Source organism: Nocardia sp. NPDC003726 (assembly GCF_053586955.1).
Genome location: NZ_JBSFNF010000004.1, coordinates 156,476 through 181,599 on the forward strand (window position 1 = coordinate 156,476; position 25,124 = coordinate 181,599).

Genomic DNA, 25,124 nt, shown 5'->3' on the forward strand with positions numbered 1-25,124 from the left:
CTACTCCGCGGTCACGATCGTGATCTCCTCGCCCGCCGCGTCGGTCGCTTCGCCCGGACCCGCGAACCAGTGGGTGACCTCGCCCTCAGTGAGGTCGGTTTCCAGGTCGCCGGTCGGCAGGACGGACAGGGCTCCCGCGGTGGCGGAGGTCAGGAACTCCATGATCGCGGGGCGGCCGGACAGTGCCGTGGTGTACGTGGTCGACTCGTAGTCGATCTCGTGCTCCTCGCGGACGCGTTCGGCCTCGTCCAGCGCCTCGGACTGGGTGATCGCGACGACCCCGTTCGCCGTGGTGACGACGAACGCAGGATGTTCCTCGCCGAGCGGGCGGACCCGGTCGGCGTAGGACACCGGGTGCGCGGCCGCCGCGTCGATGTCGGCCCGCACCTGGGCGTCGTCGAGCGCCAGCCAGCGAATGTCGCTGTCGGCCACCGGCGACCCGATGCCGAACGCGGCGCAGGCCGCGGTCAGCGCCTCGGCGGTGAGGTCGCCCGCGAACAGGCATGCCGCACCGGCCTTCTGCACCGCCCAGGCCGCGACCACCGCGTCCACCGAACGCGGCAGCGTCACCGCCACCACGTCGCCCGGTCCGGCGCCGCGGTCGATGAGCACCCGGGCCAGCTGCGAGGAACGCCGGTCCAGCGCGTGGAAGGCGACCTCGTCCTCGCCGGCCAGCAGCGCGGGCGCTTCCGGGTCCTCTTCGACGACCTCGCCGAGCACCTTGGCCACCGTGCGCGCGCCGACCCGGCCCACCGGCTCCGGCGTGGCAGCCGCCGCCGTGACGCCGGATTCGGCCAGCAGGCGGGCGCGTTCGCCTTCGTCGAGGATGTCGATGTCCCCGACCAAGGCGTCCGGATCGCCGAGCAGCGCGTCGAGCACCCGGACCAGCCGCTCGGCGAGCGTCTCGACCTCTTCGGCGGTGAACCGGCTGCCCAGGTACTTCAGGGTCAGCTCGATGGTGGCCTCGGACATCACCAGCAGCGTCATCGGGTAGTGCGTGGCGTCGTTGACGCCGACACCGGTCACCGACATGCCGTCGATCGAACTGGCGGCCGAGATCGCCTCCTTGTCCATCGGATACGACTCGAACACCAGCAGCGTGTCGAACAGCGACCCGGTGCCCGCCACCCGCTGGATGTCGGTGAGGCCCACGTAGTGGTGCTCGAGCAGGCCCGCCTGGTCACCCTGCAACCGCGCCAGCAGTTCGCCGATGCTCTGGCGGTCATCGATGCGCAGCCGCACCGGCAGCGTGTTGATGAACAGACCCACCATCGACTCGACGCCGGGCAGCTCGGCCGGGCGGCCGGACACCGTCGCGCCGAACACCACGTCGCCGCGGCCGGTGAGCCGTCCGAGCAGGATGCCCCACGCGGCCTGTACCAGCGTGTTCACCGTGACGCCGAGTTCGGCGGCGTGCTTGGTGATCCGGCGCGTGCGGTCGGCGTCGAGTTCGGTGACGACCTTGCCGATCTCGTAGGTCTCCGCTCCGCGCGGCTGCGGCGCGAGCTGGGTGGGTTCGTTGACCCCTTCCAGCGCCGCCGCCCAGGCACGCAGCGACGCGTCCCGGTCCCGCCCGGCCAGCCAGCCGAGGAAGTTGCGGTAGGGGGTCACCCGCGGCAGCGCGGCTTGGTCGCCGCGCACCGCGTACAGCACCAGCAGGTCCCGCATGAGCAGCGGCATCGACCAGCCGTCCAGCAGGATGTGGTGGGTGGTGATGGCCAGGTGCCATTGCGCGGCATCGCTGCGGAACAGCGTGAACCGCATCAGCGGCGGGGTGGCCATGTCGAAGTGCGTCGCCTGATCGGCCGCGACCTGCCTGCGCAGCTCGGCGGTCCGCTCGTCGGCGGGCAGCTCGGTGAGATCCACCTCGCGCCACGGCGCTTCGACCCGGTCCAGCACCACCTGCACGGCCTGTCCGTCGGCGTCGGTGACGAACGCGGTGCGCAGGTTCGGGTACCGGTCGATGATGCCCTGGGCCGCCGCCCGCAGCCGCGCCACGTCCAGCGTGCCGCCCAGGTCCACCACGGCCTGCATGGTGTACACGTCCACGGTGGACTGGGTCATCATCGCGTGGAACAGCAGACCCGACTGCAGCGGCGACAGCGGCCACACTTCCGACAGCGCCGGGTATGCCTGTTCCCACTGCTCGATGTCCTGCTGCCCCACCCGCACCAGCGGCATGTCCGACGGCGTGAAACCGCCCGCGTCCGGCCGCCGCGCGTGCGTGGCCAGCGCGGTGAGCGCGGCGACGAACAGGTCGGCGAACTCCTGGACCCGTTCCCTGGTCAGCAGACCGGTCGGGAAGGCGAACGACGCGCCCAGCCGCGGACCCTCGTCGGAGTCGGTGACGATCGCGTTGATGTCGATCGTCGCGTTGGCGGGCATGTCGAGGTCCATGTCGACATCCAGCTGACCGAGGTCGGCCACCGGCACCCAGCCGATCTCGGCGAGCTGTTCGGGGATCTCCCCGGCCGACATCCGGCCCAGGTAGTTGAAGCTGATCTGCCCGGACGAGCCGAGGGTCGGCGCGGTCTCCGGATTCAGCTGCCGCAGCAGGCCGTAGCCCAGACCCTTGTCGGGCACCGCGAGCAACTGCTCCTTGATCGACTTCACGATCTCGCCCAGCGCGGCGCCACCGGCGAACGCGTCGGCGAGGTCGGCGCCGGCCAGATCGAGCCGGACCGGGTAGGCCGAGGTGAACCAGCCGACCGTGCGCGACAGGTCCGCGCCCGGCACGACGTCCTCTTCCCGGCCGTGGCCTTCCAGCTTGATCAAGGCGGCATCCGGGCCGTCGCCGCGCCAGCGGGCGACCGTCATGGCCAGCGCCGTGAGCAGGCCGTCGTTCACACCGCCGCGGTAGAGGCCGGGGATCGCGGTGAGCACCGCGTCGGTGACCTCGGCGGGCACGGTGACCTCGACCCGCTCGACGGTGGCGAACGTGTCCACCGCCGGATCGAACGGACGCTCACCCAGCAGCGGATCCGGCGTGGCCGTGACCTGCTGCCAGAACGGCAGTTCCGCGACCCGGTCCGGCGCGCTCGCCGCCTCGACCAGGCTGTGCGCCCAGCGCCGCATGGAGGTGCCGTTGGCGGGCAGCGTCACCGGCTGACCGGCGACCAGCTGCGACCAGGCCACCGCCAGATCCGGGATCAGGATGCGCCAGGACACGCCGTCGACCACGAAGTGGTGCGCGACGATCAGCAGCACGTCCCGCCGCTCGCCCTCGAAGGCGAACCAAACGAACTGCGCCATCGACGCTTCCGCCGGATCGAGCCTGCCCAGCGCACCGTCGAGCGCTTCGGTGGCAACCCGTGCCAGCTCCGCTTCGTCGGTGTCGGCGGCCAGGTCGACCCGCCGCACCAAGGCGTCGACGTCGACCGCGCCGTGCGGCAGCGCTTCGAACGTCCAGTCCGCGCCGGTGCGGCGCAAGCGCGACCGCAGCACGTCGTGGTGGTCGAACACCGCCGCGATGGTGGCGACCAGGGTCTCCCGGTCGATGCCTTCGGGCAGCCGCAGCGCCATGGTCTGCGAGAACCGCTGGTAGGTCGAACCGCTCGCGAGGATCTGCCGCATGATCGGGGTCAGCGGGATCTCGCCGACACCGCCGCCGGGCAGTTCCTCCAGCCGCGTCTGTTCCGTGCCCGCGCCCAGCGCGGCGACCTCGGCCAGCGCGGCCACACTGCGCCGCTCGAACACGTCGCGCGGAGTGAACAGCACGCCACGCGCCTTGGCCCGCGAAACCAGCTGGATCGACAGGATGGAGTCGCCGCCGAGCGCGAAGAACGAGTCGTCCAGACCGATCTGGTCGACGCCGAGCACTTCGGCGAACACCTCGGCGATGACGGCCTCGACCTCGCTGGCCGGCGCGCGGAACTCGCGCGGAGCCAGCTCGGGCTCGGGCAGCGCCTTGCGGTCCAGCTTGCCGACCGGGGTCAGCGGGATCTCGTCGATCACCACGATCGCCGTCGGCACCATGTGCGGCGGCAGGGTGCGCGAGGCGTACTCCGACAGCCTCGCCGTGTCGATCTCCCGGCCCGGCGCGGCCAGCACGTAGGACACCAGGATCGTCGCGCCCGCGTCGGTCTTGCGGCCGATGGTGATCGCGTACTCGACGTCGGAGTGGCCGGCCAGCACGGTGTCGATCTCGCCGAGCTCGATACGGAAGCCGCGGATCTTCACCTGGAAGTCCGAGCGGCCCACGTAGTCGAGCTGCCACGGCACCGAAGGCAATGCGGCGTTGCCCGCGCGCTCGCCCGGTTCGGCGAACCAGCGCACCACGTCACCGGTGCGGTACATCCGCGCGCCCTCGTCGCTCCACGGGTTGGCGACGAACCGTTCCGCGGTGAGGTCGGGGCGGTTGTGGTAGCCGCGCGCCAGCGCGCCACCGGCCAGGTACAGCTCGCCCGCGACGCCAGGCGGCACCGGGTTGAGCCGGTTGTCGAGCACGAGCGCGGACATGCCGCGCACCGGACGGCCGATGGTGATGTGCCTGCCCGGGCTGAGCTGGGCGTACGACGAGATGATCGTCGTCTCGGTCGGGCCGTAGGCGTTGAAGTACTTGCGGCCCGGCCACCACTTGGCCAGCAGTTCCGGCGTGGTGACGTCACCGCCGACCGAGGCCACTTCGAGCGCCTCCATGCCTTCCGGATCGACCGTGCCGAGCACCGCGGGGGTGATGATGGTGTGGCTGACCCGCTCGGTGCGCAGCAGCTCCGCCAGGTCCGGTCCGCCGATGATGGTCGATGGCACGACCACCAGCGTCGCGCCGGTGTAGGCGGCGCACAGCCATTCCAGCACCGACGGGTCGAAGCTCGGCGAGCAGATGTGCAGGAACCGGTGGTGCGATTCCAGCTGGTACAGATCCGCCGCGACGCCGACCAGGCCGCCCATGCCCGCGTGGGTCACGGTGACGCCCTTGGGCATACCGGTCGAGCCGGAGGTGTAGATGACGTACGCCGGGTGGCGCATCGCCAGCGCGGCGTTGCGGTCGGCATCGGTGATCTGCTCGCCGGACTCGCGCTCGATCAGCTCGCCGAGCGCCGGGTCGTCGATGCGCAGCCACTCCACGTCGCGCGGCAACCGGTCGACGTACTCGCTGGCGGTGATGCCGATGACCGCGCCGGAGTCGTTGACCATGTGCCGCATGCGGTCTTCGGGGTAGGTCGGGTCGACCGGCACGTGCGCGCCGCCCGCCTTCGCCACCGCCCAGAACGCGGCGACCATCTCGTAGGAGCGCGGGAACGACAGCGCCACGATGCGCTCCGGCCCGACACCGCGCGAGATGAGCACCCGTGCCAGGCGCGAGGAGTACTCGTCCAGTTCGCGGTAGGTGATCGACCGGCCCTGGTAACGCACCGCGATCTGGTCCGGGTCCAGCCGCGCGCCGTGCTGCAGCAGGTCCGGCAGCAGGCCGGTGGCCATGACGTCCTCGCCTGCCACGTGCGTGAGCAGGTGGTATTCGGCCGCGTCCAGCAACGGCAGGTCGCCGATCGGGGTCTCGCGGTCGGTGGCGATCGCGGTGAGCAGCCTGGTGAACCGCTCGGCGAACACCCGCACCGTCTCGTCGTCGAACAGGTCGCGCGCGAAGGAGAACTCCGCGTACATGCCCGCGTCGTCGGGGTTCTCCCCGGCTTCGCGGATGGTCAGCGACAGGTCGAACTTGGCGGTGTCCACGTCGAAGTCGACCGCGCCCACGTGCAGCCCCGGCAATTCGAAGCTGCTCTCGGGCAGGTTCTCGAACGACAGCGCCACCTGGAACAGCGGGTGCCGCGCGGTGGAGCGCTCCGGGTTGAGCAGTTCCACCAGCCGCTCGAACGGCAGGTCCGCGTGCGCGAACGCCTGCAGGTCGGCGTCCTTGGTGCGGGCCAGGAACTGGTCGAAGGTCAGGTCGCCCTCGACGTGCGAGCGCAGCACCAGGGTGTTGACGAACATGCCGATCACGTCGTCGAGTTCGGCCTCGCCGCGGCCCGCGATGGGGGTGCCGACGGCGATGTCGTCGGTGCCGGACATGCGCGCAAGGAACAGCGCCAGCGCGGCGTGCACGACCATGAACAGCGTCGCGTTCTGCTGTCTGGCGATCTCGGTGAGCTTGCCGTGCAGCTCGCCGGAGATCGGGAACACCACGCGCCCGCCCGCGAAGGACTGCGTCGTCGGACGCGGCCGGTCGGCGGGCAGGTTCAGCTCGTCGGGCAGCCCGGCCAGCGCGGTGCGCCAGTACTCGGCCTGCTGGGAGATCAGGCTCTCCGGGTCGTCCTCGGAGCCGAGCACGTCGCGCTGCCACAGGCTGAAGTCGGCGTACTGCACCGGCAGCGGCGCCCAGCCCGGTTCCACACCGGCCGAACGGGCCGCGTAGGCCAGCATCACGTCGCGGGTCAGCGGGCCCATCGACCAGCCGTCGGCGCTGATGTGGTGCGCGACGAACACGAGCACGTATTCGGTCGGGGCGACGCGGAACAGCTTGGCCCGCAACGGGACCTCGGTGGTCACGTCGAATCCGGCGGAGATCACCTCGATGATCCGGTGCCGGATGTCCTCGGGCGCAACCGCTTCCGGCCGCAGGTCGGGCATGGCCCGCTCGACGGGCACGATGACCTGGTGCGCGGCGCCGTCCTGTTCGGGGTAGACGGTGCGCAGGGTCTCGTGCCTGGCGATGACGTCGCCGACCGCTGCTTGCAGCGCTGCGACATCCAGCTCGCCCGTGAGCCGCACGGCCACCGGGATGTTGTTCACCGCCGATGCGGTGTCGAACTGGTTGAGGAACCACATGCGCTGCTGGGCCAGCGACAGCGGGATGTGCTCCGGACGCGGACCGGCGACCAGTTCGCGGCGGCCACCGGCGCCCGCGTGCTGCTCGACCTTCGCGGCCAGTCCGGCGACGGTGGAGGCTTCGAACAGCACACGCACCGGCACACGAGCATCCAGCGCAGCGCCGATCCGCGCCGCGACCTGCGTCGCCAACAGCGAGTTACCACCGAGCGCGAAGAAATCGTCGTCCGCGCCGACACGCTCCACACCGAGCACCTCGGCGAACACGTTCGCCACGATCTCCTCGATCGGCGTCGACGGCGCACGGAACGCCTGAACCTCGAACTCGGGTTCCGGCAACGCCTTACGGTCGAGCTTGCCGTTGACATTCAACGGCAACGCATCCAGGACCACGAACGCCGCGGGCACCATGTACGACGGCAACCCAGCGGTGAGTTCGGACTTCACCTGGGCCACATCGACACCGGCCTCGGCATCACTCGCCACCAGATAGGCCACCAAACGGTCGCCGGTCTTGGGATCGGACTTCGCGATCACCGCTGTCTGCGCGATCTGCGGCAGCGCCAGCAACGCAGCCTCGATCTCACCCAACTCGATACGGAAACCTCGGATCTTCACCTGGAAGTCCGTACGACCCCGGTACTCGAGTTCACCCGTGCTGGTCCACGCGACCAAGTCACCCGTGCGGTACATCCGCTCACCGGGTTGGAACGGATTGGCCACGAACCGATCCGCGGTCAGATCCGCACGACCGAAGTAGCCCCGCGCCAACTGCGCACCAGCGAGGTACAGCTCGCCGGAGACGCCGTCCGGCACCGGCCGCAGCCGGGAGTCGAGGACGTAGACCTGGCTGTTCCATTCGGGCGCGCCGATCGACACGGAGGTCTCGTCGGCGAGGGTGACCCGGTGGCTGGTGATCGACACCGCCGCCTCGGTCGGACCGTACAGGTTGAACAGCTCCGTGCGCGGGTGTTCCCGCAGGAACCGCTGGGCGACCGACCCCGGAAGGGCTTCACCGATCGCGAGCACCCGCCACAGCGAGTTCGGCAGACCGGCGGTCAGCAGCGCGTCCAGCATGGACGGCACCACATGCAGGGTGGTGACCCACTCGCGAGCCATCAACTCGTTGAGGTACGCCGGGTCCCGGTGACCGTCCGGGGAGGCGATCACCAAGCGACCGCCGCAGACAGCGGCCGACCAGAACTCCCACACCGACAAGTCGAACGTCGCCGCCGTCTTCAGCAGAATCGCATCCGCCGCATCCAAACCGAACTCGACACTCTTCCACTGCAACTGGTTCGCGATCGCCCCATGCGGAACCGCCACACCCTTCGGACGACCCGTCGAACCAGACGTGAAGATCACATACGCCGTGTTCTCCGGACGCAGAGGTGCGACCCGATCGGCATCCGTGACCGGCGTGGCATCCACACCCGACAGATCCAGATCATCAATCCGCACCACCGGCGCGACATCAGTGCCGAACTCCGCCTCGGCATTGCTCAACACACACACCGGTGCCGCCGTCTCGAGAATGTAGCTCGTCCGCTCAGCAGCCTGATCCGGATCCACCGGCACATACGCACCACCGGACTTCGCCACCGCATACATCGCCACAACCAGATCCACCGACCGACGCAACGCCAGCGCCACCCGCGACTCCGGACCAACACCCAACGAAATCAGGTGCCGCGCAAGACGATTCACCCGCACATCGAGTTCGGCGTAGGTGATCGACTCGCCGTCCTCGGTGACGAGCGCGACTTCCTTCGGCCCGGCCGCCACGGTCGCGTCCAGCAGCGACACCAGCGTGGCGGAGGTGTCCACCGGCTGGTCGGTCGCGTTGCGCGCGGTGAGCAGCTGGGTCCGCTCGGCGGCGTCGAGCAGCTCGAGGTCGCCGACCGGGGTGCGCGGCGCGACGACGATCTCGCCGAGCAAGCGCGCGAACCGGTCCACGAAGCCCTGCACCGTCGCGCGGTCGAACATGTCGGTCGCGTAGGTGAAGAAGCCGGTGATGCCCTCGGGCGCGCCGGCGTCGTCGTAGCGGTCGGTCGCGATCAGGTGCAGGTCGAACTGGGACAGCTCGGTGTCGATGTCCAGACCGGACACGCTCAGGCCGGGCAGTTCCAGCGCCGACTGCGCCAGGTTCTGGAACGACAGACCCACCTGGAACAGCGGGTGCCGCGCGGTCGAACGCACCGGGTTGAGCACCTCGACCAGGCGCTCGAACGGCACGTCGGCGTTGGCGAACGCCTGGATGTCGATCTCGCGCTGACGGCCGAGCAGATCGGTGAACGCCTCGCCCGCGTCCACCTGGGTGCGGAACACCAGGGTGTTGACGAACATGCCGATCAGATCGTCCAGCGCGGCCTCGCCACGGCCCGCCATCGGCGTGCCGATCGCGATGTCGTCGGTGCCGGACAACCTGGCCAGCAGGACCGCCAGCGCGGTGTGCACGACCATGAACAGCGTCGCGCCCTCGGCACGCGCCAGTTCGATCAGCGCCTGATGGGTCTGCGCGTCCACCCGCAGTTCGACCTTGCCGCCCGCGAACGACTGCACCGCGGGGCGCGGCCGATCCGAGGGCAGGTCCAGCTGATCGGGCAGATCGGCCAACGCCTGCTTCCAGTAGGCGACCTGCTTGGCGGCCAGCGATTCCGGATCGTTCTCGTCGCCGAGCAGTTCGCGCTGCCAGATGCTGTAGTCCGCGTACTGGACCTCCAGCGGCGCCCAGTTCGGCGCCTCGCCGGCCGACCTGGCGGCGTAGGCGATCATCAGGTCCCTGGTCAGCGGGCCGACCGAGGAGCCGTCACCGGAGATGTGGTGCACGACCATGGCCAGCACGTAGTCCACCGACCCGTCCGCCGGAGTCTGCGCGCCATCCCCGGCGACCTGGAACAGCGCGACCTTCACCGGCACCTCGGTGGTGACGTCGAAGATCGTCGAGGTCAGCGCCACCACGGCGGCCTCGATCTGCGACGGCGCGACCACCCGCACCTCCAGCCGCGGCACGGCCTGGGCGGGCGGGAGGATGACCTGCACCGGCCCCGCCTCGGTCTGCGGGTAGACCGTCCGCAAGATCTCGTGCCTGCTCACCAGGTCCGCGATCGCGGCACGCAGCGCGGCCACGTCCAGCGCGCCGGACAAGCGCACCGCGATCGGCACGTTGTAGGCCGCCGACTGGGTATCGAACCGGTTGAGGAACCACATGCGCTGCTGCGCCAGCGACAGCGGGATGTGCTCCGGACGCGGTCCCGCGGTCAGCGCGCGGCGACCGCCCATGTCGGCGTGCTGCTCCACCCGCACCGCCAGCGCGGCCACGGTGGACGCCTCGAACAGCAGGCGCACCGGCACCCGCGTGTTGAGCGCCTCGCCCAGCCGGGCGGCGACCTGCGTGGCCAGCAGCGAGTTGCCGCCCCACGCGAAGAAGTCGTCGTCCAGACCGAGCCGCTTGGACCCGCCGGAGCCGCCGTCGCGATCGGAGATCCGCAGCACCTCGGCGAAGGTGTTCGCCACGATCTGCTCGATCGGCGTGACCGGCGCGCGGAACACCGCCTTCTCGAAGGTGGGCTCAGGCAGCGCCTTGCGGTCCAGCTTGCCGTTGGCGTTGAGCGGCAACGCGTCCAGCTGGATCAGCATCGACGGCACCATGTACGACGGCAGCTCGGCCGACAGGGCGGACTGCAGCGCGCGCTTGTCGAGCGCGCCCGTGCGGGTCACCACGTAGGCGACCAGCCGGTCACCGATGTTCGGATCCGTGTGCGCGACGACGGCAGCGGCGCTCACCGCGTCCTGCCGCAGCAGCGCGGCCTCGATCTCGCCGAGTTCGATGCGGAAACCACGGATCTTCACCTGGAAGTCGGTGCGGCCGCGGTAGTCCAGCTCGCCGGTGGCGCTCCAGGCCACCAGGTCGCCGGTGCGGTACATCCGCTGGCCCGGCGCGCCGAACGGGTCGGCGACGAACCGGTCCGCGGTCAGGTCCGGGCGGCCGAAGTATCCACGCGCCAGCTGCGCACCGGCCAGGTACAGCTCACCCGAGACGCCGACCGGAACCGGCCGTAGGCGCGAGTCGAGCACGTAGACGCGGCTGTTCCACTCCGGCGCGCCGATCGACACCGACGCCTCGTCGGCGTCGGTGACCAGGTGGCTGGTGATCGACACCGCCGCCTCGGTCGGGCCGTAGAGGTTGTGCAGTTCGGCGGCGTTGTTGCGGCGCAACCGCTGGGCGGTCGCCGCGGGCAGCGCCTCGCCGATGGCCAGCACTCGCCGCAGCGAATCCGACAGGCGGCCACCGGATTCGGTGAGCAGCGCGTCCAGCATGGACGGCACCACATGCAGGGTGGTGACGCCGGTGGCACGCATCAGCTCGTTCAGGTACGCCGGGTCGCGGTGTCCGTCGGCGGAGGCGATCACCAGGCGGCCACCGGAGACCGCGGCCGACCAGAACTCCCAGACCGAGAGGTCGAAGGTCGCCGCCGTCTTCAGCAGCACCGCGTCGGCCGCGCCGAGCTCGAAGACGGAGGTCTCCCACTGCAACTGGTTGGCGATCGCGGCGTGCGGGACCGCGACGCCCTTCGGCTGGCCGGTGGAACCGGACGTGAAGATCACGTACGCGGTGTTCGCCGGGGTCAGCGCGCCCCTGCGCTCGGCAGCGGTCACCGGGGCGGTCGGGTGGTCGGTCAGGTCGATGGCGTCGATCTGCACGACGTCGGCCGCCGCGGTGTGGAACCCGTCGCGGCCGGTGGTCAGCACGCACACCGGCGCGGCGGTGCCGAGGATGTAGTCGGTGCGCTCCGCGGGCTGATCCGGATCGATCGGCACGTAGGCGGCACCGGCCTTGGCGACCGCGTACATGGCGATCACGAGATCGCTGCTGCGGCGGATCGCCAGCGCGACCCGGTCCTCCGGGCCGACGCCGCGGCCGATCAGGTACCGGGCCAGGCGGTTGACCCGGGCGTCCAGCCCGGCGTAGGTCAGCTCGCGGCGGCCGGTCGGCTCGTCGGCGACCAGCGCCACCGCCGCCGGGGTCGCGGCCACCGTGGCATCCAGCAGGGACACCAGCGTCGCGGTCGTGTCCACCTCGTGCTCGGTGGCGTTCCACGCGGTGAGGATGCGCTCGCTCTCCTCGGCCGCGAGCAGATCGATCTCGCCGACCCGCACCGTGGCGTCGGCCAGCACGGCGTCGAGCACCCGCAGGAACCGGTCGGCGAAGCCCTGCACCGTGTCCTCGTCGAACAGGTCGGTGGCGTAGCCGAATTCGGTGATGATCTCGGCGGGCGTGCCGTCCTCGGCGTACCGGTCGTAGAGCGTGACGTGCAGGTCGGTCTTGGCCAGCTGCGAGTCGAAGTTGACCGCGCTCACCGTCAGGCCGGGCAGCTCGAAGGTGGTCTCGGCCAGGTTCTGGAACGACAGGCCCACCTGGAAAAGCGGGTTGCGCGCGGTCGAGCGCACCGGGTTGAGCACCTCGACCAGGCGCTCGAACGGCACGTCGGCGTTGGCGAACGCCTCCAGGTCGCGTTCCTTGACGTCGCCGAGCAGAGCGGCGAACGAGTCACCGGCCTTCACTTCGGTCCGGAACACCAGGGTGTTGACGAACATGCCGATCAGGTCGTCGAGTTCGCGCTCGCCGCGACCGGCGATCGGGGTGCCGACCGCGATGTCGTCGGTACCCGACAACCGCGACAGCAGCACCGCGAGCGCCGCGTGCACCACCATGAACAGCGACGCGTTGTGCGCGCGCGCCAGCTCGTGCAGGCGGGCGTGCCGCTGCGGGTCGATCTCGAAGCGGATCGCCTTGCCCTGGAACGACTGCGCCGGCGGGCGCGGCCGGTCGGCGGGCAGTTCCAGCTGATCGGGCAGGCCGGCCAGCGCCTGCTTCCAGTACGCCACCTGCTGGGCGGCCAGCGATTCCGGATCGTCCTCCGACCCGAGCACCGCGCGCTGCCACAGCGCGTAGTCGGCGTACTGCACCGGCAACGGCTGCCACTGCGGCGCCTCGCCCTGCACGCGGGCCACGTACGCGGCCATCACGTCGCGGGCCAGCGGGCCCATCGACGAGCCGTCGGCCGCTACGTGATGCACGGTGAACGCCAGCACATGTTCGTTGTCGGCGATCCGGAACAGCGCCACCGCCAACGGCACCTCCACGGTGACGTCGAAGGTGGTGAGCGCGAACCCGATGACGGCGCCGAGCAGGTCGTCCTCGGTGACGTCGATCGGGGTGAGCGCCGCCGCGGACCGGTCGGCGGGCCGAATCACCTGATGCGGGCCCTCCGCCGAGCGCGGGTAGGTGGTGCGCAGCACCTCGTGGCGGGCGAACACGTCGCCGATGGCCTGCTCCAGCGCGGCCACGTCGAGCGTGCCGGACAACCGGACGGCCAGCGGGATGTTGTCCACCGCCGAGGTGGCCGTGTCGAACTGGTTGAGGAACCAGTACCGCTGCTGCGCGGGCGACAGCGGAATGCGCTCCGGGCGCTCCCCCGCCTCCAGGCGCGGCCGGGCCCGGCCGGACCCGGCGTTGCGCTCCACCCGGGCGGCCAGCGCCGTCACGGTGGACGCCTCGAACAGGTCGCGCACCGCCAGCTGGGTGTCCAGCGCGGCGCCGAGCCGCGCGGTCACCTGGGTGGCCAGCAGCGAGTTGCCGCCGAGTTCGAAGAAGTCGTCGTCCAAGCCGACCCGCGCGACGCCGAGCACGTCGCCGAAGGTGCCCGCCACGATCTCCTCGATCGGGGTGGACGGCGCCCGGAACACCTTGGCCTCGAACACCGGAGCGGGCAGCGCCTTGCGGTCCAGCTTGCCGGAGGCGTTCAACGGGAACGCGTCCAGCACGACGAACGCCGACGGCACCATGTACGCGGGCAGTTCGCCGCCGAGTTCCGCGCGCACGCCCTCGATGTCCACCGAGCGTCCCGCCGTCGCGATGACGTACGCGACCAGCTGATCGCCAAGCCGCTCGTCCGAACGCACCACCACCACGGCCTGGGCGATCGAGTCCAGCGCGGTGAGCGCCGACTCGATCTCGCCGAGCTCGATGCGCAGACCGCGCAGCTTCACCTGGAAGTCGGTGCGGCCCAGATATTCCAGCTCGCCCTTGTCGGTCCAGGAGACGAGGTCGCCGGTGCGGTACATCCGCTCGCCCGGCCGGCCGAACGGGTTGGCCACGAACCGGTCGGCGGTCAGGTCGGGGCGCGCGACGTAGCCGCGGGCCAGTTGGACGCCCGCGAGATACAGCTCACCCGCGACACCCACCGGCACCGGGTGCAGGCGCGAATCCAGCACGTACACCTGCGTGTTGAACACCGGAGCGCCGATCGGCACCGACACCGCGTCGTCCTCGGTCACCTCGTGATAGGTGACGTCGACGGCGGCCTCGGTCGGGCCGTACAGGTTGTGCAGGCGCGCGCCGGTCAGCTCGACGAGCTTCTGCGCCGTCTGCGCGGGCAGCGCCTCACCGGAGGCGAAGACGTTGCGCAGGCTGGTGCACTCGTCGGCGCGTTCCTCGGCGACGAACACCGACAGCATCGACGGCACGAAGTGCGCCGTGGTGACCCGCTCGCCGGTGATGACCTGCACGAGGTAGGCCGGGTCGCGATGCCCGTCCGGCTTCGCGACCACCAGGCGCGCGCCGACCTGCAACGGCCAGAAGAACTCCCACACCGACACGTCGAACGTGGCCGGGGTCTTCTGCAACACCACGTCGGTGTCGTCCAAGCCGTATTCGTCCTGCATCCACACCAGGCGGTTGACGATCGCGGCGTGCGAGACCGCCACGCCTTTCGGGCGGCCGGTCGAACCGGAGGTGAAGATCACGTAGGCGGTGTTCGACGGGCGCAGCGGCGCACGGCGGTCCGCGTCGGTGACCGGTTCGTCGGAGTAGCCGGCCAGCGAGACCACATCGATCTCGACGGCCTTGGTCGCGCCCGCGTCGAACCCGTCGCGCGAGGTGGTGAGCACGCACACCGGCTGTGCGGTGTCGAGCACGTAGCGGGTGCGGTCGGCCGGATGGTCCGGATCCAGCGGCACGTACGCGCCACCGGCGACGCTCACCGCGTACATGCCGACCACCAGGTCGATCGAGCGGCGCATGCCGAGCGCGACCATCGAGTCCGGGCCGACGCCCAGCGAGATCAGATGGCGGGCGAGGCGGTTCACCCTGGCAGCGAACTCGGCGTAGGACAGACTCGTCCCCTCGAACGTCACCGCGGTCGCGTCCGGAGTCCGCGCCAGCTGCGCGGCGAACATCGACACCAGGGTGGCGTCCGGGTCGACCAGGTGCGCGGTGTCGTTCCACCGCTCCAGCACCTCGGTGCGCTCGACGCTGTCGAGCAGCTCGACATCGCCGATGGCCACCGACGGATCGGCGGCGATCGCGGTCAGCAGCCGCACCAGCCGCGCCGCGACGCCCGCGATGGTGTCGGGGTCGAACATGTCGGTGGCGTAGGCGAATTCGGCGGTCATGCCGTCGGCCGAGCCCGAGGCGTCGAACCGGTCGGCGAGGTTGAGGTGCAGGTCGAACTTGGCGGTCACCACGTCCAGCGGCACCCCGGCCACTTCCAGGCCGGGCAGCTCGAAGGTGGCCTCGCCGGTGTTCTGGAACGACAGCATCACCTGGAACAGCGGATGCCGCGCCTGCGAACGCGCCGGGTTCAGGATCTCCACCAGCCGCTCGAACGGCAGGTCCGCGTGCGCGAACGCCGCGAGGTCGGTGTCCTTGGTGCGCGCGAGCAGTTCGGTGAACGCGAGGGCGGGATCGACCGCGCTGCGCAGCACCAGAGTGTTGACGAACATGCCGATGGCGTCGTCGAGCACCGCCTCGCCGCGGCCGGCGACCGCGGTGCCGATGGCGATGTCGTCGCTGCCGGACAACCGCGCCAGCAGCGCGGCGAACGCGGCGTGCACCACCATGAACAGGCTGGCGCCGTTCGCGCGGGCCAGCGCGTTCAGCTCCCGCAACAGCTGAGCGTCGAGCGAGAACTCGTACACGCCGCCGCGGTTGGACGCCACCGCCGGACGCGAGCGGTCCGACGGCAGGTCCAGCTGGTCGGGCAGCCCGGCCAGGGTGTCGGACCAGAACGCGACCTGCTGGGCGATCAGCGAGGCGGGATCGCCCTCGGAGCCGAGGGTTTCGCGCTGCCACAGCGCGTAGTCGGCGTACTGCACCGGCAGCGGAGCCCACGCGGGCGCCTCGCCGCGCGAACGCGCCGAGTAGGCCACCATCACGTCACGCGCCAGCGGGCGCACCGACCAGCCGTCGCCGGAGATGTGGTGCACCACGAACACCAGCACGTGGGTGTCGGGCTGGGAGCCGTCCATCGAGCCCGCGATGCGGAACAGCTGTGCGCGCACCGGGACCTCGGCGGTGACGTCGAAGCCGGTCAGCACCAGTTCGCTGATCCGATCGGAGATCTCGGCCTCGGACACCTCGATCGGGGTGAGATCGATGGCGCTGTGCCCGGCGGGCAGCACCACCTGCACGCCTTGGCCGTCGGCGGTCTCCGGGTAGACCGTTCGCAGCACCTCGTGCCGGTCGACCACGTCGGCGACAGCTTGGCGCAGCGCCTCGGTGTCCAGGGTGCCGGTGAGCCGGACCGCGAGCGGGATGTTGTTCACCGCGGTCTGGTTGTCGAACCGGTTCAGGAACCACATGCGCTGCTGGGCCAGCGACAGCGGGATCTTCGGCGGGCGCGGTCCGGCGACCAGCTCGCGGCGGCGGCCGGTGCCCTGGTGCGTCTCCACCCGCGCGGCCAGCGCGGCCACGGTCGGCGCCTCGAACAGCGTGCGCACCGGGATCCTGGTGTCCAGCGCGGCGCCGAGGCGGGCCACCACCTGGGTGGCGATCAGCGAATTGCCGCCCAGGTCGAAGAAGTCGTCGTCCAGGCCGACGGCGCGTTCGGCCGTTGCCAGGCCGAGCACTTCGGCGAAGACGTCGGCGACGATCTCCTCCACCGGCGTCGAAGGCGCGCGGAATTCCCGCGCCTCGAAGACCGGTTCGGGCAGCGCGCGGCGATCCAGCTTGCCGTTCGGGTTCAGCGGCATGGCGTCGAGCACCACGATCGCGGCGGGCACCATGTACGACGGCAGCTGCGCGGCCAGGTGCGCGCGCAACGCCTCGACGTCCACGGTCGCGCCGTTCGCGGGCACCACGTAACCCACCAACTGGTCGCCGGTGCGCGCGTCGGAACGCACCAGCGCGACCGACTGGGCGACCGATTCGTGCGCCGTGAGCGCGGTCTCGATCTCGCCGAGCTCGATGCGCAGACCGCGCAGCTTCACCTGGAAGTCGGTGCGGCCCAAGTACTCGATGGCGCCAGTTGCGTCCCGGCGCACCAAGTCGCCGGTGCGGTACATCCGCGCACCCGGCGCGCCGTACGGGTTGGCCACGAAGCGGTCGGCGGTCAGGTCGGCGCGGCCGAAGTAGCCGCGCGCCAGCTGGTCGCCCGCGAGGTGCAGCTCGCCCGCGACGTTCGCCGGTACGGGGTGCAGCCGCGAATCCAGCACGTACGCCTGCGCGTTCCACACCGGAAGGCCGATCGGGACAGCACCGTCCACCTGGTCGGCGACCGGACCGTGCGTGGCGTGCACGGTGAACTCGGTGGGGCCGTACAGGTTGTACAGCGCGGCGTCGCTGACGCGGCGGATCGCGACCACTGCGTCGGCGGTGAACGCCTCACCGGCGACGAACAGCGTGCGCAGCGAGGCGAGCGCGTCGGCGTCGGCCGGGTCGATGGCGCCGGCGAAGACGGTCAGCATCGACGGCACGAACGAGGTCATGGTGACCCGCTCGGCCGCGATCACCTCGGCCAGGTACTGCGGGTCGCGGTGCCCGTCCGGGCTCGCGACCACGATCCGCCCGCCGGTGCTCAGCGGGCCGAACAGCTCCCACACCGACACGTCGAAGGTGGCGGGGGTCTTGAACAGCACCACGTCACCCGAGCCGATGCCGTATTCACCGGTGATCCAGCGGATCTGGTTGACGACCGCCGAATGCGGCACCGCGACGCCCTTGGGGCGTCCGGTGGAGCCGGAGGTGAAGATCACGTACGCCGGGTGCTGCGGGCGCAACGGCGCGATGCGCTCGGCGTCGGTGACCGGGGCGTCCGCGTAGCCGGACAGCTCCAGCTCGTCGATGCGCAGCGTCGGGCGGCCAGCGCCGTCGAACGCGTCGCGCGCGGTGGTCAGCACGCAGACCGGGTCGGCCGAGTCGAGCACGTAGTGCACGCGGTCGGCGGGCTGGTCCAGATCCAGCGGCACATAACCGCCGCCCGCCGCGTGCACCGCGTAGGCGGCCACGACCAGGTCCACCGAGCGGCGCAGGCCCAGGGCGACCAGGGTCTCCGGGCCGACGCCCGCCTCGATGAGGCGACGCGCGAGCCGCCGCACGCGGGCGGCGAATTCGGCGTAGGTCAGGTGCGTCCCGGTGGCCGGGTCGATCACCGCGACCGCGTCCGGCGTGGCCGCGGCCTGCGCGGCGAACTCGTCGACCAGCGTGCTCGCCGGGCCGAGGTCGCGCGCGGTGTCGTTCCAGCCGCGCAGCGCCTGCTCGGTCTCCGGCTCGTCCAGCAGGACGATATCGCCGATCGGCCGGTCCGGCGCGGCGACGACGGCCTTCAGCAGCCGGCCGAAGCGCCGCCCGAACTCGGCCATGGTGGCCGGGTCGAACAGGTCGGTGGCGTAGATCAGCTCGGCCGCGATGCCCGCGGGAGCCGAGCCTGCGCCGGTTTCGGCGTCGCGTTCGGAGAGCACCAGTTGCAGGTCGAACTTGGCGACGTCGATGGGCAGCTCGACACCGCTCACCGTCAGGCCGGGCAGCTCCAAGCTGTTCTGGCCGGTGTTCTGGAACGACAGCATCACCTGGAACAGCGGATGCCGCGCCTGCGAACGCGCCGGGTTCAGGATCTCCACCAGCCGCTCGAACGGCAGGTCCGCGTGCCCGAAGGCGGCGATGTCGGTGGCGCGCACCGCACGCAGCAGTTCGGTGAACGTCGCACCGGACTCGATCGGGGTCCGCAGCACGAGGGTGTTGACGAACATGCCGATCAGATCGTCGAGCGCGCGCTCACCGCGTCCGGCGACCGGCGTGCCGATCGCGATGTCCTCCTCGCCGGACAGCCGCGACAGCAGCACGGCCAGCGCGGTGTGCGCGACCATGAACAGCGTCGCGCCCCTGGTGCGGGCGAGTTCGGTGAGCTGGGCGTGGGTCTGCGCGTCGATCTCGAAGACGTGCGTGGCGCCGCGGCCGGAGGCCACCGCGGGACGCGGCCGGTCCGACGGCAGGTCCAGCTGCTCGGGCACCCCGCGCAGCGTGTCCGACCAGAACGAGATCTGTTCGGAGATCACCGAAGCCGGATCGTCCTCGGCGCCGAGCACTTGGCGCTGCCACAGCGCGAAGTCGGCGTACTGGACCTCCAGCGGACGCCAGGCCGGTTCGCCGCCGTCGACGCGGGCGCCGTAGGCGGTCATCACGTCGCGGGTCAGCGGGCCCATGGAGAAACCGTCGGCCGAGATGTGGTGCACCACCAGGGCGAGCACGTGCTCGGTGGGGCTGATCTCGAACAGCCTGGCGCGGAAGGGCACCTCGGCGGTGACGTCGAAGGCCGTGCCGATCAGCTGCGAAAGGCGCTCGGGCAGTTCGGCTTCGGTGACGTCGATCGGCGTCAGGTCCGGGATGACCTTGGCCGTGGCCACGATCTGCTGATGCGCGGCGCCGTCCACCTCGGGGTAGAAGGTGCGCAGCGACTCGTGGCGGGCCAGCACGTCGGCGACGGCGATCTGCAGCGCCTGCCGGTCCAGCAGGCCCGACAGCCGCACCGCGGCCGGGATGTTGTCCACCGCCGAGTCGGGGTCGAAGCGGTTGAGGAACCACATGCGCTGCTGGGCAAGCGACAGCGGCACCAGCTCGGGCCGCTGCTGCGGCGCCAGCGGCGCACGGCCGCCCGCGCCCGCCTTGGTCTCCGCGCGCGCCGCCAGCGCGACCACGGTGGAGGCCTCGAACAGCTCGCGCACGCCGAGATCGGTGTCCAGCGCGGCCGACAGCCTGGCCGCGACCTGGGTGGCCGACAGCGAGTTGCCGCCGAGGGCGAAGAAATCGTCGTCCAGGCCGACCCGCTCGAGGCCGAGCACGTCGGCGAAGGTGGCGGCGACGATCTCCTCGACCGGCGTGGTCGGGGCGCGGAACACCGCGGCCTCGAACACCGGCGCGGGCAGCGCCTTGCGGTCCAGCTTGCCGGAGGCGTTGAGCGGGAATTCGTCGAGCGTCATCACGATCGACGGCACCATGTAGGCGGGCAGCTGACGGCCCAGGTCCTCGCGGACCAGGTCGGTGTCCAGCGCGGCGTCCGGCGCGGGGATGACGTAGGCCACCAGCTGGTCGCCCGCGTGCGGGTCGGAGCGCACCACGACGACGGCTTGAGCGATTTCGTCCAAGCCGGTCAGCGCCTGTTCGATCTCGCCGAGCTCGATACGCAGACCACGCAACTTCACCTGGAAATCGGTACGGCCCAAGTACTCGAGCTCACCGTGCTCGGTCCACGCCACCAAGTCACCCGTGCGGTACATCCGCGCACCCGGCTCACCGAACGGGTTCGCGACGAACCGGTCACTCGTCAGATCCGGGCGCGCGACATAGCCACGGGCGAGCTGAACGCCCGCGAGGTACAGCTCACCCGCGACACCCACGGGAACCGGGCGCAACCGCGCATCCAGCACGAACACCTGCGTGTTGAACACCGGAGCACCGATCGGCACCGTCTCGACATCGGCATCCACGACCTCGTGGAAAGTGACGTCGACCGCCGCTTCGGTCGGACCGTACAAGTTGTGCAAGGACGCACCGGTCAACTCCCGCAAACGATGCGCGGGCTTGGGCGGCAACGCCTCACCCGAAGCGAACACCAACCGCAACGAACCACACTGCGCCGCAGCGGCATCCGCGACGAACACCGCCAGCATCGACGGCACGAAATGGGTGACCGTCACCCGCTCGGCGCTGATGACCTCAGCCAGATAGGCCGGGTCACGATGCCCATCCGGCTTCGCCACCACCAACCGCGCACCGATCTGCAACGGCCAGAAGAACTCCCACACCGACACATCGAACGTCGCGGGCGTCTTCTGCAACACCACATCAGCACCGGTCAACCGGTAGGCAGTCTGCATCCACACCAGGCGGTTGACGATCGCCGAATGCGGAACCGCGACACCCTTCGGACGACCCGTCGAACCCGACGTGAAGATCACGTAGGCGGTATTCGACGGACGCAGCGGCGCACGACGGTCCGCGTCGGTGACCGGCGCCTCGGACAGGCCCTTCAGATCGAGCAGATCGATCCGCACCTGCGCGGTATCGATGTCCAGATCGCTGCCGGAGGTCAGCACACACACCGGATCGGCCGTGGCGAGGATGTACTCGGTGCGCTCGGCCGGGTGATCCGGGTCCAGCGGCACGTACGAGCCACCGGCCACGGCGACGGCGTACATGCCGACCACCAGATCGATCGAGCGGCGCATACCCAGCGCCACATACGATTCCGCGCCGACGCCGCGCGCGATCAGCCAGCGCGCCAGCTGGTTCACCCGCCAGGAGAACTCGGCGTAGGACAGACTTGTCCCCTCGAACGTGATCGCGGTCGCGTCCGGAGTGCGTTCGACCTGGTCGTAGAACATCGAGACCAGAGTCGCGCCGGTGTTGTCCACCGGGTGCGCGGTGTCGTTCCAGCCCGACACCACCAGCTCGCGCTCGGCGGCATCCAGCAACTCGATGTCGCCGACGACCGCGTCGGGCTCGGCGGTGATCGCGGTCAGCACCCGGATCAGGCGGTCGGCGATGCGGCGCACCGTTTGCTCGTCGAACAGGTCGCGCAGGTAGCCCGCGCGCACCCGCAACCGCGAATCCAGCTGCGCGATCAAGGTCAGCGGGTAGTGCGTGGCGTCGGCCGCGTCCAGGCCGACCACGGCCATGCCGTCGATATCCGCCGCCTGCGCCTGCAAGCCCGCGGCGTCGACCGGGTAGGACTCGAACACCACCAGGGTGTCGAACAGGCCGCCGATGCCCGCGACCGCTTGGATGTCGGCCAGGCCCACGTAGTGGTGGTCGAGCAGATCGGCCTGCTCGCCCTGGGTCCGCGTCAGCAGGTCGCGCACCGATTCCGACGAGTCGAAACGCACCCGCACCGGCACGGTGTTGATGAACAGGCCGACCATCGCCTCCACGCCGGACAGCTGCGCGGGACGACCGGAGACGGTGGTGCCGAACAGCACGTCGTCACGGCTGGTCATGCGGCCGACGAGGATGCCCCAGGCGGTCTGCAGCACCGTGTTCGGCGTGACGCCCAGCGAGCCGGCCAGCGCGGTCAGCCGCGCGGTGGTCGCCTCGTCCAGCTCGAAGAAGTACTCGCCGGACAGCGAGGTGATCTCGCGACCGGCGTCCGGCCGCGCCAGCAGGGTCGGCTCGCCGACGCCACGCAGCGCGCGCGCCCACGCGGCCAGCGACGCCGCGTGATCCTGCTGCCGGGTCCAGTCCAGGAAGTGGCGGTAGGACCGCACCGCGGGCAGCGCGGAGACGTCCGCGTGCGCGGCGTAGAGCACCAGCAGATCCCGCATGAGCAGCGGCATCGACCAGCCGTCGAGCAGGATGTGGTGGTTGGACACCACGAACTGCCAGCGGGCCCCTCCTTCCGCCGAAGAGTCTGCCACCTGGATCAGCGTGAAGCGGATCAGCGGCGGCTCGGCCAGGTCGAACCGGCGCATGCGGTCGGCCTCGATCAGGTCTTCGGCCGAACCGGATTCGATCCGGTCGTGCTCGGCCCACGCCACCCGGACGCTGTCCAGCACGATCTGCACCGGGTTGCCGTCGTGGTCGGTGACGAACGCGGTGCGTAGGTTCTCATAGCGGTCCACCAGCGCCTGCGCGGCCGCGCGCAACCGGGCGGCGTCCACCCGGCCGGTGAGCGTCAGCACCGCCTGGGCGGTGTACACATCCACCGAGCTCGCCGCGAGGCGGGCGTGGAACAGCAGACCGGCCTGCAGCGCCGACAGCGGCCACACGTCGGCCAGCGCCGGGAAGCGCCGCTCCCAGACGTCGATATCCCGCTGGGTGCTGCGCACGAGCGTGAAGTCCGACGGGGTGTGCCCACCCACGCCCGCCGAATTGGCATGCCGGGCCACGGCTTCCAGCGCGGCGGTCCACAGCTCGCCGAACTCGCGCACGTCGTCGGCCGACAGCAGGGTGGACGGGTAGCCGATGTTCGCGGTCAGCTTGTCGCCCACCACGATCGCGTTCACGTCCAGCGGCGCCATCGCGGGCATGTCCGCGTCGTAGGCGCCGCCCAGCGCGCCGAGTTCCGGCGCGGGAATCCAGCCGAAGCCGCGCAGCGACTCCGGCACGTCGCCCTCGGAGACGCGACCGAGGTAGTTGAAGCTCACCTGACCGGGCAGTTCGCGCGGCAGCTCGGCCGCGGTCTCGGCGTTCAGGTAGCGCAGCAGTCCGTAGCCGATGCCTTTGTCCGGCACCGCGAGCAGTTGTTCCTTGACCGCCTTCAGGGTCGCGCCCAGCGCGGGGCCGCCGGTGAACGCGGCGTCCACGTCGATGCCGGACAGGTCGAAGGCGACCGGGTAGATCGCGGTGAACCAGCCGACGGTGCGCGACAGATCCGCACCGGGCACCACGTCTTCCTCGCGGCCGTGACCCTCTAGGCGCAGCAGCAGCGCGTCCCCGGCGTCCGCGGCCACCCGGCGCGCCCGCCACTTGGCGGTGGCCAGCGCCAGCGCGGTGAGCAGACCGTCGTTCACACCGCCGTGGAACAGCGCCGGAACCGTGGTGAGCAGCGCCTTGGTGACCTCGGCGGACACCTCGACCTGATGCTTGGCGATGACGCCGGAGGTGTCGACGGCCGGGTCCATCGGACGCTCGGTCAGCAGCGGATCGGCGGTAGCGACCACCGAACGCCAGTAGTCGAGTTCGGCCACCCGCTCCGGGCTGGCCGCCTCGCGCTCCAGCGCGTGCGCCCAGGCGCGCATCGACGTGGCCGGAGCCACCAGCTCGGGCGTCTGCCCGGCGGTGCGCTGCCCCCACGCGGTGACGAAGTCCGGCACCAGGATGCGCCAGGAGACGCCGTCCACCACCAAGTGGTGGGCGACGACGATCAGGCGTCCGGCGCGCTCGGCGGAGTCGGGCTCGAGCCAGACGAACCGGATGACCACGCCGGCGGCCGGATCGAGCCGGTCCAGCGACTCGTCCAGCGCGGCCGAGGCGATCTCGACCAGTTCGACGTCGGTGACGCCCGCGGCGAACTCGGTGCGGTCGATCAGCGCATCCACCTCGACCGTGCCCGGCGCGGCGGTCTCGACGACCCAGTCGTCACCGTCGCGGCGCAGGCTCGCGCGCAGCATGTCGTGGCGATCGATGACAGCGCCGACCGTCGCGGCGATGCCCGCGCGGTCGATGCCGACCGGCAGTTCCAGCGCCAGCGTCTGGTTGAACCGGCCGAACGAGCCGCGCCGCTCGGCCATGAACCGCACCACCGGCGTCAGCGGCATGACGCCGACGCCTCCGCCCGGCGGCTCGGCCAGCGTCGTCGCCGACGCCTCGGCCGCCTCGGTGGTCTCGGCGACCGACGCCAGACCCGCCACCGTGCGCTGCTCGAAGACGTGCCGCGGGGTGAACACCACGCCGCGCGCCTTGGCCCGCGACACCAGCTGGATGGAGACGATGCTGTCGCCGCCGAGCGCGAAGAAGGAGTCGTCCACGCCGACCCGCTCCACGCCAAGCACCTCGGCGAACACTTCCGCGATGGTCTGCTCGAGCGGGGTGCGCGCCGCGCGGAACACGACCTCGGTCGCGAACACCGGCTCCGGCAACGCCTTGCGGTCCAGCTTGCCCACCGGGGTGAGCGGCACGTGGTCGATCACCATGATCGACGAGGGCACCATGTAGGCGGGCAGGCGCTCCTCGACGTGCGCGGTCAGCGCCGCCACGTCGATCGACTGTCCTTGCGCGGCAACGACGTACGACACCAGCGACACCGCGCCCGCGGCGCTCTTGTGGCCGACGGTGACGGCGAAGTCGACGGTCTCGTGCGAGGCCAGCGCGGCGTCGATCTCGCCGAGTTCGATGCGGAAACCGCGGACCTTCACCTGGAAGTCGGAGCGGCCTACGTATTCGACGACAAGCGACTCGACTCCTCCAACGGGCGCGGAGCCTGCGGAGTGCCCGACCCGGGTCCAGCGCACCACGTCACCGGTGCGGTACATCCGCGCTCCGGGCACGTACGGGTTGGCGACGAAACGCTCCGCCGACAGGCCGGGGCGGGCGTGGTAGCCGCGCGCCAGCTGGACGCCCGACAGATACAGCTCACCTGCGACAC

Annotated in this window: 1 protein-coding gene (cut by a window edge); it reads right to left on the minus strand. The window is 70.9% G+C overall.

Annotation, left to right across the window (positions count from 1 at the left end):
- On the minus strand, positions 1-25,124 hold the 3' portion of the coding sequence (locus tag ACWDMM_RS07440) for a non-ribosomal peptide synthase/polyketide synthase (RefSeq protein ID WP_449936519.1). Its footprint extends 18,559 nt past the window's final position; 25,124 of the gene's 43,683 nt are visible here — the last part of the coding sequence; its start codon lies beyond the right edge, outside the window — the gene reads right to left on this strand; the stop codon is at positions 1-3.